This is a genomic window from Sphingorhabdus sp., assembly GCF_046154385.1.
Taxonomy (GTDB): Bacteria; Pseudomonadota; Alphaproteobacteria; order Sphingomonadales; family Sphingomonadaceae; genus Sphingorhabdus_B.
The window spans coordinates 16,197-31,305 of record NZ_JBJXFW010000034.1 but is presented as its reverse complement, the minus strand read 5'-3'; the positions used below and the strand labels follow the sequence as shown (position 1 = coordinate 31,305).

The window sequence follows — 15,109 nt, the reverse complement described above, 5'->3', positions numbered from 1 at the left end:
GCCGAATGTTAAATTAAAAAGGAAAGTAAAATGGGATTGAACACTAACATTTCGACTTTCGGTCGGCATTTGCGAAGGGCTGTACTTGCTTCGGTGCTTTTGATGCCGCTTCCAGCATTGGCGCAAGCGGATGCACCGTCGGAAAGTGCGATGGTCAATCTTGTCCGTGCCCTTGTCAAGCAAGGCGCGTTAGACGCCGATGTGGGAAGCGCGTTGATCCTGCAAGCCGAGGCTGAAGCTGCACAGGCGCGCGCCGCCAACCAGCGGAGCGTTTCTAGCGAACTGCCACCGGCACCCAATGGGGCCATTCGCGTGCCATATATTCCCGAAACTGTTCGGGCCCAGATCAAGGACGAGCTTCGCAACGAAGTGATGAAAGAAGCGCGTGTCGAACGTTGGGCCGCGCCGGATCAGGCTGCGCCCGATTGGACTCGGCGGATTAAATTGCATGGCGATGTTCGGGTGCGTTCGCAATCCGAGCTTTATGCACGGACGAACTCTAATGAAATTATCGATTTCGCGACAATCAATGCGCTCAGCCCTTATGGCATCGATGACCCGCGTCTTTTGCTGCCCATTTTGAACGCACGCAATGATCGCTGGAATAACTTGCGCCTGCGTGCGCGCCTTGGGGTCGAGGCTACGATTGCGACAGGTGTAACTGCAGGCATAACAATTGCCACCGGCGAAAATGAAGGCCCGATTTCAACGAACGCCTCATTGGGCGGCGGCTTTTTCAAACGCGATTTGTGGTTGGATAAAGCATGGCTGAAGGTTGCACCTGTTTCATGGGGAAATGTCACGTTCGGACGCTTTGAAAATCCTTTCAGTTCGAGCGATCTTTTATATGACAAGGACGTTAACCTTGACGGGATTGCAGCGGATATAAATTCCGGAACCATGTTGGGTGAAGATATCAGCATAGCCGCACGCGGAGGAGCCTTCCCACTTGATTTTGGGTCTCCAAGCGCGCCATTGTTCGAGTTTGACAAGATCGATACGCCCCAAAAATATCTTTTTGCGGGCGAGATCGAAGCGTCCGCAAAATTCGGCGATATTTCGGTCAGGCTTGGCGCTGGCTATCATATGTTCAAAAATCTGCAGGGCGAGCTTTCCACGCCTTGCCGGGTCGAGACGGACAGCTTTTGTTCAACCGACTTTTTGCAACCGGCGTTCCTGACCAAGGGCAACACTTTGTCGCCGCTTCGTCAAATTGTGACCGTCAATCCAAATGCGGACCTCCCGCAATTGGTCGGCTATACTTTCAAATATAATATTCTTGACGTGAACGCTTCAGTTAACGTCCCGATTACGGACAATATCGAAGTAACGTTGGCGGGAAGTTATGTAAAAAATCTCGGTTTTGACGAAGCCGATATTTGCCGCAACGGACTATTGGGACGTCCCTATAACAACAATGCCGCTGGTGGCGGAATATTCTGTGCCGCGGTTGATCCAGCAGAGTTTGTCGGCGGTGATACAGGCTATCGCTTCGAGGCTATTCTGGGCCGTAAAAATATTGAAAAAGCAGGGGAATGGAACGTACTTGCCGGGTATCGTTACCTTGAAAGCGACGCCGTTCTTGATGCATTGACCGACAGCGATTTCCACCTTGGAGGAACGAATTCCAAGGGATATTTCGTCGGGGTAAACTACGGTTTATATGATGGTGTCTTCGTCGGTACCCGCTGGATGAGCGCAAATGAAGTATCCGGCCCACCCCTTTCTATCGACGTTTTGCAAGTTGATTTGGTTGCCAAGTTTTAGGCCGCAACAAAACGGTCAAAAGAAAGAAACAAATCTAACCTAGCTGTTGAAATTAACCGATTCGTAACTTTTTTCGAAACGGCTTTTCTAAAAAAATGGGTAATTTGACATGGTTGATTTGAATGTCCGCTTGACGCGGCTAGGGGTTGGTACGCGTTCGATTTTGATGCGTACTGCAAGCGTAGCTGTTCTTGCGACGTTGATTGATCCCACCGCGGCGCATGCCCAATTGGCGGCACGTCGCGGCGCTACAGCGACGGCCCCGGTGGTTGCTCCGCGCGCGGTTCCCGGTCAGATACGGCCACGTGCCGCTAGCGAGGCTCTCGATCGTTCGGTTGCCACACAAGTACGTGCCGATGATATCCAGCGATTTGTCAAACAGGCCCGGACTGCCGCGACGGGCGGCACGGCAGTTCCCGAAGGCTTGCAAGGTCTGGTCATTGCGCGCGGCGTCACGCGCGAGGCGCTTGCCGCCGGTGCATTGCGGGCCGCGCAAGATTCAACGGGCCGCGTCACATGGCAGGGCGCAGCGTTACCAACCGAAACGGTAACGGGCGGCAGCACCCTTGTGACCATTGTTCAGAATGAATCGCGTGCTATTTTGTCCTGGGACCGGTTTGATGTGGGTCGCAACACAACCCTTCAATTCGATCAGGGTAAGAACAAGGATTGGGTTGCGCTGAACCGAGTAGTCGACGCGGCCGCCTCTCCTTCGCAAATCCTTGGGTCTATTAAAGCTGATGGCACGGTTATTGTCTTAAACCGTAATGGCGTCATGTTCGGCAATGGCGCGCAAGTAAGCGCCAATTCATTGCTGGCCAGTAGTCTGGAAATCGGAAATTTTGTCAAAACGGGACGTGTCATCGCGCCCAGCGGCACAATCGAAAATGGCTTCGTTGGGCTAACCTTAAACGAACGTAATATCAGCTTTTTACAAAATGGTTTGCTGCAATCTTCCGTCGGTCAGGGCGATCAGGTTCTCGCTCCCACGATTGTATCGGCCGAAGTATCGGGTTTCTATACAGCCTCCACAATCAGTACGGCATTCAATGCTAATCCTGATGCCGCGATCACGGTTGAACGCGGCGCGAATATTACCGCTGGAACAGGCGGTTTCGTTATATTGGCGGGGCCGCGTGTATCCAATGACGGATATCTCACCGCATCTGAGGGTCAGGTTAGCCTGCAGGCGGGCCGGGCTATCACCGCAACCGCATCTACTGGTGGCACTGATTCAGTCGATCCTCTGGTTCGCGGCCTAATACTCCGGACGTCCTTTGGTGCAGCAACCGACACGGTAATCAACTCCGGCCTGATTGAGACGGCACGCGGTTATGCATCCCTTGGAACGGGCCTGACAGGCAGCATTATCAACGCAGGCCTTATCGCTGCGACGACAAGCGTATCCCGGAACGGCAGCATCTCATTATTGGGTGGGAATATCACCTTGTCCGGTGCGGATATTGAAGGCGAAGCCAGTGGACTGGTTATAACGCCTGACAAGAATGGCGAAACCGTTCCGCAAGGTACTTCGGCCGAGCCTGCTAATTTCAAAACGTCGCGGATTCAGATCGGCGGAGTATATCTCAATCCATTTGCAGGCGCGACTTCGCCTTTGGGCGAATTTGGTCCTGCCGCCGTAAGCATTGGAAAAAATGCTTTAATCTATGCTCCCAGCGCAAATGTCGATGTGGGCGGCGTGGCAGGGCAGACTTTTGTCCGCAGCCGTTTCCAGGGCGGAGAAATACCGGATGCATTTGCGGCATTGGCGGCTAGCCGGATTGATATTGCTGACGGTGTTCTGATCGACGTTGGTGGTGTGAAGGATGTATTGCTTGACGCGTCGCGCAACAGTTTGTTGATTGATCCTGTAAAACGGAACGAACTGCGCGACACCCCGAACTATCGGGAAACCAATACGAATGGTGAATTTACGCTCAACGGCGCAGCGGTTTATGTTGATCCCAGGATCACCGGAGTTCGCGACGATGGCGTAGCTTATGTCGGATCGCCGCTGATCGAATCGGGTAGCGCAGCAAGCCAAATTGGCGTGACCGCAGCCGAGTTGATGACCAAGGGTGGAAATCTGAACCTGAACGTTGCGATACTGGAAAACGCGGCATCTTTGGCGACAGCCCCCAAAATCACGATTAGCCGCGGCGCGACATTGGATTTCGAAGGCGGTTGGGTCCGGTATGCCGACGGAATTGTGAGGACCAGCCGTCTTTTGACATCGGACGGCCGCATTGTGGACATCGGGCAAGCGAACCCGAATGATGAATTTGTCGCCGTGGGCGATGGCTTTACCGAAGTGCAATCCAAATTCGGAATTTCGCGCACTTATGCCAATTCGATCCTGCAAGGCGGTCGATTTGAATATGGATATGATGAAGGTCGCGATGCGGGTTCGTTGATTATCAGCGCATCGGCGGCAACTATCGAAGGTACGTTGCGGGGCAGCGCCTTTGCAGGTGCGCGCCAAATTCAAAATGGACGTCGTCCTGGAATATCGTCCACTATTGCCGGGGACTTAAGGCAATTGCAGGCCAATGCCGGCGATTTACCATCCGGCGGCTATCTTCGCGTCGGCGCGTTTGACCGGACGAACACAAACGAATTAAGTGGCGATATCATCATTGGCCGCGGTCTCACAGCAGCACCGACCGGCTCGATCGTCTTTAGCGATGCCGCTTTATCCGCTGCCGGCCTCTCGGCATTGTCATTACGGACAAGCGGTGGATTTCTTCTCGAAGCTGGCAGCAATCTGTCGCTGGCAAATGGCGGTGTGTTTAGCGTTGAGGCCGGACGTAGTATTAAATTTGACGGCAACATAACTGCTGCATCCGGTTCTATTCGCGCTCGCACCACTGATTTTGGGGCCGCAAGTGGCATTAGCCTTGGCAGTGAGGGCTCGCCGTTTCGTGATGATGATGATCTGGATGCATTCTTTTCCGTCGATCCGCGATTGAATCCGTTTGATATATTGGTCAACGGAACCCTGTCTACAGCGGGCCTGTGGGTGAATGATTTCATTGCCCCGGACAGCCCATTAGGAAATGCTTGGGGTGATGGCGGAACGATTAGCCTGACCGTGGCACCAAATGTCTTTGCCGGTATAGGTACGACAACCAGTAATCTGACAGGCGCAATCGACCTTTCCGGAAGTATCCGTATTGCACGGAACGCGTTACTCGACGTTTCTTCTGGCGGATATATTGCATCCGACGGCACGCTCGATCTTACCGCTAAAGGCGGTGATATCTCGCTTATAAACCGTACACGATATGCAGCTACGGTCCTGACGGACACCGATACGAGCAACACCGGAAACGCCGACCTTCCCCTTGGCGGTACAAACCAGACTGTCGGATTCACGCCATATAATGTCGGTGAGACACGCGTCACGCCTTCGCTTGTTCCCGACCGTCTTGTTTCGGAAATCAGCTTTGAAGCGGGATCTCTTAAAGGATTTGGTTTTGGAGGCGGCGGCACCTTCCAACTCGTCGCGCCTGACATCGCAATGGGTTCAAACGTAACGGGCAAAGGTCCGCGTATCGGTTTGGATTTCTTGCAGAAAACAGGTTTCGGAACGCTAGACCTGTCGGCTTTCAAATCCCGTATTGTGTCCGGACTATTCAACAATGGCAATGGCGGTAACTCGGCGTTTCTGGAGACGGAAATATTCCGGATCGGAGCCGGCGAAACCTTCGATCTGACACAGTCCGTTTTGCCGTCCTTGCTGGACACGGCAACGGTCACATCGTTGACGGCGCTGGCCACCGGCGCAAATATAGGTTCGATCCTCACTCCGGGCATTCCTGCAGATATCTGGGACCGTAAAGCTGCCAATCTCCGATTGGGCGGCCTGACCGAGCTTGACGTCGAAGCTGGCGGTTCGATTACAGGTGCGGCTGGCGCAACCATTACGCTACCAAGGCTTTACAATGCGGGAACGATACGGATCGCGGGCGGATCTATTATACAGAATGACACGCTTGATGAAATCTTAAGCGTTGCGTCGCGTGCGTCGCGTGTTGTCGGCGTTCAGGACGCTTCACTTGGCGGCGGTGGTTTTACCGAAATTTTCGGCGGCGCTGCCGCAGGTCAATCGAATGGCTTTGATGAAAATGCCCTATCGCTGATCGATGCGTATCCCAATAGCGCCGGTATCCAGCAACTTACCAATGGACAGCTATTCAGCCTCGTCAATCCGGCAACCGCAGGAAATGATGACGTCAATCTGATATTTACCGGCCGCGTTGCCCTGAATGAAGGTATTCATTTAACATCGACAAGCGTTACCGATCTTTCGGGGACAGCACTATACAATCCGCGAGCGCCGTTTTTGGCCAATGGCAATCAACAACGTATTGGGCGGCTCGTCGGCGGGGGGCTGATATCAACTGCGCGCTCTGGTGGCGTTTTCAATGAAACAGGCAATACGTCGCCAATTGACCCCAGCAACAAATTATTCGCCGCCGCCGGGTCTGTTATCAATCTGAACGGCAGCAGTGGCCAGTTTGACGAGCGCATTTCCCAAACCAGTTTTGGAGCGGTCGCCCAGTGGAGTGACGCCGGTCGCATGATAATCGGCAACGGGGCACTGCTAACCGGAGCTGAAATCACGGCCTTTGGCGGCGATGACGGAGATTCAGATGTAACGAAAACGCGCGCAAATGGCGGGTTTCTTGACTGGGTTGCACCGACCATTCGCCAAAGCGATGACGGGTCCGCAAATGCCGGAAATACCCTTTTTGCTCAGCAGATTATGGACGCCGGTTTCCAGACATTGGTGGCACGCGGCGGCTTTACAACTGTAGGTGATGTCACCCTCAATTTAGGCAAGGCATTTATCGCGACTACAGATTTCGTGAACGGTGGTCGTTCGGTTGGCAATCTGGTTATCAATGCGGCTGCCGGTTCAGATGCGTCGATCCTCGCGCCTTACATCCGATTTGCGAGCAGCAACCAAATTGTTGGCGGGCAAGGTGTGTCAACTGGCGCCGGGCATATCAGTTTCGGTGCTAAGGCAATCGATATCGTTGGCGCGGTCGAATTTAACGTATCGTCCCGGACAAACGGCGTTGACCGGGGAAGCGTCAGCTTTGATGCCACCGGTGATATCCGATTGATCGGCACAACCTTGCAAGCCAATACCGAAGGGCAAGTTTTACCCGGACTTTCGGGTCAACTCGTTTCGAACGGCGATCTGCTGTTCAAAGCCGCGCAAGTTTATGCGACGACGGGTACCGGAAATCTCCAGCAGCTTATTGAAAATCGCCGCGCTGGTCGTCCAAACAATGCCAATCCTTTCACGGTTGCATCCAGCAATGTTAATGGTCTGGTCAAAATAGAAGGGCAGGGGGGTTCCATTCCCGATGCGCCCTATTCGGCCGGCAGCTATCTTCGGATCTTGGGTGCGAATATTGAACAAAACGGTGTTTTAAGGGCACCCTTGGGTTTGCTTGAAATTGGTGCGAACCAGTCCACCCTGGTCAGTTCCACGGTCAACGCACCGGCGACGATTTCGCTCAAATTTGGTGCAGATAGTCTCACGTCGGTTTCCGCCCGTACCAACTTGAACTCCAACGACGCGCTACTGATCCCATACGGAACCACGACCGACACCATCGAGTATTTCTTCTCTCCGGGAACGAATGCTGTTTTGACATCGACTCCTGTTGGCGAATTGCGCTTGGCGGGCCGTGATATCTTCATTGACAGCAATGCGGCTGGTGAAGTGCGTGTCGATGCACGAGGCGGCGGTGACGTTTTTGCCTTTGAATTTATTCCAGGAACAGGCGGTTCACGCGACGTTCTTGATCGGTTCAACCCTGATATTTTCAGTGGCAACGATGGCTTCCAATATGCTGATGGCCGCCAAGTCTATGCCCTGGTGCCCAAGAATAGCGCAACCATCGCCCTGTTCGATCCCATATATTCAGCCGATTATGGCACCACCGCCGGTGGAGATATTTACGGTGCAAATGCCGGACGCAGTGTAACCCTTGATGCAGCTCCGGGGATCGCGGCTGGGGAATATATTCTACTGCCCGCTCGCTACGCTCTGTTGCCCGGTGCGTTCAGGATCGTAGAGAATACGGGCGCGGACGTGCCGACAATTGGCACATCGACGACATTGCTGGATGGCAGTGTTCTGGTCGGCGGTGTTTATTCCACCGCAGGCACCGATTTTGCCGAATCCCAGCGGCGATCATTTACGATCCAGACCAAAGATGTTTTCACAAAATATTCGCGCATTGAAGTAACATCGGGAACGGCATCCGCTATCAAATTGGCCGAAAGAAGCAATAATGTTGCCCCGCTTTTACCGCGCGATGCCGCTCGCATTGTTCTTGCACCGCTAACCTCGTTACGGGTCGCAGGTGCCTTTGCAACGGCACCATCGGCTGGTGGTTTGGGCGCACAAGTTGATTTGGGCGGTACCAAAATTCGTATCGCAGCCGCGGGTGCGTTGGCAGAGGCCGCAACACAGGATTATGTGTTGCTGACAACCGATACGCTTGCAAATTTCAATGCAGAAAGTCTTTCGATCGGTGCCATCCGGAACAATAACGCCGATGGAACGACCCGTTTGGACGTCGTTACCAACACGCTATTGGTCGACAACAATGTCAACTTTACAGCTCCCGAATTGTTGTTAGCGGTAGGCGGCCCTGGCTCGACGCTCACTATTGAAGATGCGGCTGTTGGCAGCACGGGCGCGGTGCTAACCGCCTCCGGCATTTTGAATGACACGCGGACGGGTGACTATATCATCAACGCAAATGGGCTTGTTGGCTCTTCTTCCGGCAGCATAGACCCAACCGGGTCAGGCGCGTTGATACGGTTGGCCAATGGTTCGGAGCGTCTTGTTACCCGTCAGGGCGATTTCCTGCTTCGCAACAGCCTGTTACCCGCGCGGCTTGATATCGGCGCAGGGGCGACTTTGGGTGCTGCTGCAATCACGCTGGATACCAGCCGGACATTTGCAATTGATCGCACTGCGAAAATTGGCGCGGCAACGAGCGGTGGTGAATTCACTCTCGCGCTTTCTGCTGATGCCCTGCGGATCGGTAGCTTGACATTCCGTCGGGAAATTGAGGCGCAATTTGGTTTGGCAAGCCGACTAACTTTGCGGTCACCTGACATTATCAATTTTAATCCCGGAACCTATCGGTACAAGGATTTGACTATTGATGCCGCCGGCATCGGTTTGTCGCAACCGATCCCGTTGAATGCAGTGACCGGTGATGTGGCGATATTTGCCGACAACGTAACTCTGGGGAATTCATCCAAAGACGTGGGGGCATGCAAAGATGCAGGCGCCCGTCTGTGTGGCGCGCTTAGTACTCTCACCATAGACGCAACTGACATCACGTTCGCCAGCGGACAATTCAGGACTTGGGGCTTTGACGCTGGACTTGCCGAAACGGGTGTTACCTTGGCGGCGCGCGAGGGGATGTATATTACCGGCGCAGGTGGGTTCAGTTCGGTCAATTTTGACGAAAATCTTGAGACACCGATCAATCTGATAACGCCGTTCATCATTGACCGGTCAAACGTCGCGGATCCGCGGCAAAATTACATCCGCCCCGATTATAGCTTCTCCACTGTCGGTGCGATCAATATCACAAAGCTTGCCGGAACCGGGTCTGCATTCAAGGGTGACGCTGCACCTGGCGCGCGGATTGCGTTCAATGCCGGTAATGCGTTCAATGCCATTTCATCGAACATTACCATTGACGGGACGATCATTCGCGCATCCGCCGGTACTGTCGATGTCACTGCGGAAGGATCAATCTTTTTAAAGGGCGAAGCGTCCATCCAGACACCTGGATATACCCGTACATTTGACGATGGTATCGACAAAACCATTGTTTCGGCAAATGGCGGGACGATCAGCTTGATCTCGACCGGAGTTGGTACGGTCATTGACACATCGGCGACCAGTTCGTTGATCGTTGATAATGGCGTCGGTCAAGCGGGCACTTTGAAAATCTCGGCGGCTGAGGGTGAGGTGACCTTATTGGCCAATCTCAATTCTGCAATTGTTGCGGGAACGAGACGCAGCGCATCATTATTCCTCGACGCGGGACAATCCGCATTCGCGCTGGGCGAGTTTGTTTCAAATTATGGAACCCGCTTTCAGGGCGATATCGCCATTCGGTCAGGCTCGGGTAATCTTGACCTAGCGTCGGGGCAGTCGATCTTTGCGGACAGTGTCAGCCTGACCGCAGACGGTGGCGTTGTCTCAATCGCGGGATTGATCGACACATCCGGCGATGACGTTACCAACATCGCACTGACCGATCCACGTTACAAAAATGCGCGGATTGATGGTGGGAACATCTCGATTTTTGGCCGTAATGGAGTCTCGCTAGCGGCAACCGCTTCGCTTGTGTCGACCACGACCGGTTACGGCGCACGTGATGCGCGCCAAGCGAGTGGCGGTAATGTCACGATTGGCATTGGCATACCCGAAACATCCGGAACTGAAGCCTTTTTATCCATTGCCGATGGCGCGAAGATAAATGTGGGTGCGGCCCGGACCAATGACCGCTTGGTCAGTGAATTTATAACCGATCAACTTACCCGGATCGAGTCAACGGTTTACCGGTTGGCGAAGGGCGACCGTGGTGGGCTAGTTTCATTCCGTGCGCCGCTACTTTCTGACAACAGCATCAATTTCATTAACAGTGGGCAAATTTCGGGCGCGCGGGATCTGTCTATCGAGGCGTATCGCACGTTCGACCTCGATGCCATTTTCAACAGCGACGTCTATTCAGGCGTGGGGCTAAGGCTGGCATTCCCTGCCGATGTAATTACCCTTGATGCGAGTGAAATCAGGCTGGGTAAGGCAAACTTCCTGAGCGATGTTGCGCCGGGGACAATCCCTGACTTCATCCGGAATTTCTCGGTGACCGGTCCAAATGGCGAAGCGCTGGAAGACTATCGCTTACGTCCTGGTGTCGAGTTAAATTCGTTCAATGATGTCCGCTTGCTGAGCAACTGGAACCTGGGTGCGGGGCAGATTGTAAATGCTGACGGAACACCCGGTTATCGTGACGCCATTGCAGCGGGATTGATTGTTGAATCTCCGCTTGGCAATTACACATCCGGACCGCTGGCCGGGCAACCGCGTTATGAGGTTGTTTTCGGAAAAGAAGCCGAGCTTTTTGAACGATTTATCGACATGACATATCGGGTCAACGGAGATGTCCGCGGTGAGGCACCCGTTGTCACCCTGCGCTCGGAAGGCAATCTCGACATCCGCAATAGCGTCAGTGACGGGTTCTTTGCGTTCCACGATGCAACGAACCCGGATTACATCAACTATCAACTGGGTGGCGGAAACCGGACATACAGCCCGTCGCTCAATCTGGGTTGCGGGGCCGGGGAAGCGGCGCTGTGTTCTGACTCGGAACTGTTTAGCAATATCACGCCCACTATTATTGCAGGGCCGCCTGCGACGCGGGTAACCATTCAGATTGGTGCTGCCCAACAAGGTTCTGAAACCACCCCGTCTTATATCAATGCGCCCTACAATCCGCTGGCTAACCAAGCCGCAGCAGGGGGTACGGGCGATCCGTTTGGTATCGCTGAATTGTTCCCCCTGTTTTCAGATGGAACCGCAGCGCATTCGTCCAGCATCAACTTCGTTTCGGGAGCAACAACCGGGTCGGCCAATCCTTTGCAAATCAGCCTGTCGCGCACAGGTTCGGTGACGATCTCCGGCGAGACAAGCTATAAAATCGAAGGCACGCGCGGCACGGGTAGCTTGGCCGGCGCGTTTCAACTTGGGTTCAACGGCCCTGAAGTCGGCAATGCCGATCGCGCCCTTTACTCGCTCGACGAATTGCTCGATCTGCTGGACAGCGGGACGGACCCTGAATTCAACGCAGATTTCTATACGGTCTTGAACTGGGGTGCAGGTACGACGGGCGCGGCAGCCGAAGCCCGGACACGGGCCCGCAATTATGCGGCATTTCAAAGCGGCAATCTGTTCCTGGGGCCACGCACTAACCCGACCGGAGTTCAGGCCCGGTTGCGAGATGTAGTCGCGTTTTTGAAAGATTCAGGATTTGCGGAAGCATATAGCCAAGGTGTCACGCAGAAACTCCCGGGCTATACGTCCGTCGCAAATATCCTGACGCCGACCGTCGCGTTGCGGTCCGAAACGGTTTATGTCGGAACCAAAGTGCGAACCGGCGATGGCACGATAAACATTGCTGCAGCCAATAATATTGATCTTCGTAAAACGATAGGCGCCGTGCTGCGGTCTGAAGCACAGAACGCTGTTTCAGCACAAGTGGGCGGAACAGCGGTATATACTGCTGGTGTAAGGGCTTCGGCAAATGATTTGGCGGGGGCAATTCTTCCCGAACCACAAGAATTGGTCACAAATTATGTACCTGGTCCATTCAGTGGACTTCGCATCACACCGGTATTCTCAAAAGACGGTGGCAGCATTTCGTTAGAGGCAGGGAATGACATCCTGGGCCGACGCGATGTATGGAACGAAATCAACGGCGAAAATGGATCGTTACTCTCGCCTTCGTTGCGCGATGTTTCGATCGGCGGAAGTGTTCCGACATCATTCGGGTCAAATTCGCCAAATCAACGCTGGCGCTATGGTTTTGCAACCAACACGAACACGATAGCCTCGATTGCACCGAATTTTTTCACATCGGGCGTTGGCGCGCTTGGTGGTGGAGATGTCAGTATCCGTGCCGGTCGCGATCTTTCCGACTTAACGGTTGCGCTGAACAATAGCCTCGTAACGGGATCGATCGATGGAACCCAGACTCTTGTGACACTGGGCGGCGGAGACCTATCGATCGTCACCGGCCGAAACATCAATGGTGGTCAGTTCGACATCGCATCGGGAAGCGCATTCGCAAATGTTGGCGGGAATGTTGATGCGGCTGGCACGACATCGACATTGGGATCGTTCCAGCTTGATGATCGCAACCTTTTACGTGTTCGCATTGCAGATGCTACATTTGATCTGACAGCAAGAGGAGCCGTCACAATTGGAGGTCTTGGGGCACTCGGTGTTTCCGGCGCTCTATTGCAGACCGCGCAATTGTCCAATGTGGGCTTCTTTTCATCGATAGCCGGAGTGCGCCTAACAGGATCAGGCGATGTGACAATTGTCGGTAACCGAGTCGACCAGACATTGACCGTGATAAACAACGTATCGGGCATGGTCCTGCCGCCATCACTTGCGTTAAATTCGATCAATAGTGATATCGTTTTTGGCAATATTGCCGGCGAAAATCTGTTCACATCAAATGTTATGTACGCGAGCGAATATGGTCAGCTCTCGCTTTTCGCGGGCGGAGATATTTCCAATCTCGTTCTGGCAATGAGCGATGCAGTGCCGTCCGTCTTCTTCGGCGGCGACACCAATTTGACAACCGGATTCCCGACTTTCCGCAACTCAAGCAGCGATAATGAACTCAGGCTTTTGCACAATCGCCGGATCACACATTTATCGGATCCGGAACCGGTGCGTATATTTGCAGCCGGAACGATAAACCTTGCGGATATTTCCTTGCCGAAACAGGCACGGATTACCGCTGGTGGCGATATAATCGACCTTTATTTCCAAGGGCAAAATGTCCGCGCTAATGACGTAACGCGCATTACCGCGGGTCGCGATATTGTCGGATCAACCCTGGTCGGGACCAACCCGACGACAAGCGGCAGAAGCATTGTTCAGGGCAACTCCATTCTTGTCGGCGGCGCAGGCGCGCTATTTGTCGAAGCAGGGCGTGATCTCGGTCCGTTTTTGACATCGACCGGAAATGAAGCGGGCGGCATCCGCACCATTGGCAATGAAGCAAACCCGTGGCTTGATCCGCAAGGCGCAGACATTTACGCGTTTTTCGGGGTAGGCAAGGGCATCCAATATGGCGCTTTGCAAAGCACATATCTTGACCCGGCTAACCTTGCCCGGCTTGACGGCGATTTGTTCGAACAAGTTGAAGACGAACTTGGCAATATGTCAGCGGATCGTTCTCGCTTTACCTACGCGCCCGTTCTTGCTGCCTGGTTGAAAGAGAATGAGCCAGCAGCTTTCGCCTCGGTCTTTGGCACGACTGCACCGACGAGTGCGGATATATACAGCCGATATGCGGACGTTTATGCCGCGTTTTCCGCTCTTGGCCAAATTACCCGCAACCGGTTCTTGATCGACCAGTTGTATTTCGGTGAACTTGCGGCCGCGTCCGATCCAAATAGCGCGTCGTTCAATCAATTTATCCGCGGCTATCGCGCGGTGGAAACATTGTTCCCGGCGCGGCTGGGATATACTGATAACTTATCGACCTATGAAACAGATCCTTCAACAATCAGCGCCGATCATCCGGCGGGTGTGCCCACCAAAATATTGGTCAATGGCCAGCCTCTGGTTGCAACCGCAATCGAAACCGGCAACGTGGATTTACGTCTTGCAACTATCCAGACAGCACGGGGTGGCAACATCACCCTTGTTGGTCCCGGCGGCAATTTCATCGCTGGCTCGGTAGTTCGCACGGAATCGCAATTGTCGCGACGTGGCGCGGTGACGCGCGGTACGGGCATCATAAATCAAGCCGAATTACTGACCGCTGCCCGCAGGATAAGCAGCATTCCGCTGGGCGCCGAGGGCATTTTGACCTTGCGCGGTGGCGAAGTCAGGGGCTTTACAGACGGAAGCTTCGTACTCAATCAAAGCCGGTTGTTCACACAACGCGGTGGTGACATCACTTTGTGGTCATCCAATGGCGATTTGAACGCAGGTCAGGGTCCGAAAAGTTCGTCGAACTTCCCGCCCGTCGCGCTGCGGTTCAATCCTAACGGATTTTCCGAAGTCGACAGTGCAGGCAGCGTTTCTGGCGCTGGTATCGCGGCATTCCGTCCCTCGTTGGATATCGAGCCTTCATCGGTCCGGTTGATCGCGCCTGTTGGAACGGTGGACGCAGGTGATGCGGGTGTTCGTGCATCGGGCGATGTTTTCGTGGCTGCCGCGCGGGTGACCAACGCCGACAACTTCAAAGCGGGTGGTTCGGTTTCGGGTGTACCCAGCATTGGTGCTACGGCCGCGCCGCCGGCTCCGGCAAGTGCGGCATCTGCTATCGCGGCCAATGCGTTCCGGGCGAACGATGCTGCCGGTCAAGGTGCGGATCGCCAATCGCGGATTTTCGTTGACGTTCTTGGCTATCTCGGTGGCAGTGACACATGTCCCGATGGAAAAGAGCCCGATGCAAATGGGCAGTGCACACCGGAGTAAAAATAGCAAATGCTCTGCGGCGTTAACGATACTGCATAACCTGGCTTTGGTAATTGCCGCGTT

General features: G+C 54.0%; 2 protein-coding genes. Both read left to right on the top strand.

Features of this window, described 5'->3' with window-relative positions:
- Window positions 1–30: 30 nt before the first annotated feature.
- A complete protein-coding gene (locus tag ACKVOS_RS06120; protein ID WP_409211131.1) occupies window positions 31–1,767 on the top strand; it encodes a putative porin in 1,737 nt (578 codons plus the stop codon).
- 109 nt (window positions 1,768–1,876) lie between these two features.
- Complete coding sequence (locus ACKVOS_RS06115; RefSeq protein ID WP_409211130.1) at window positions 1,877–15,046, top strand: filamentous haemagglutinin family protein; 13,170 nt, start codon at window positions 1,877–1,879, stop codon at window positions 15,044–15,046.
- The last annotated feature ends 63 nt before the right edge of the window (window positions 15,047–15,109 follow it).

Bases quoted from the DNA above. Each gene is read 5' to 3' on its own strand.
- ACKVOS_RS06120 (WP_409211131.1), top strand. From the start codon at position 31: ATGGGATTGAACACTAACATTTCGACTTTCGGTCGGCATTTGCGAAGG.
- ACKVOS_RS06115 (WP_409211130.1), top strand. From the start codon at position 1,877: ATGGTTGATTTGAATGTCCGCTTGACGCGGCTAGGGGTTGGTACGCGT.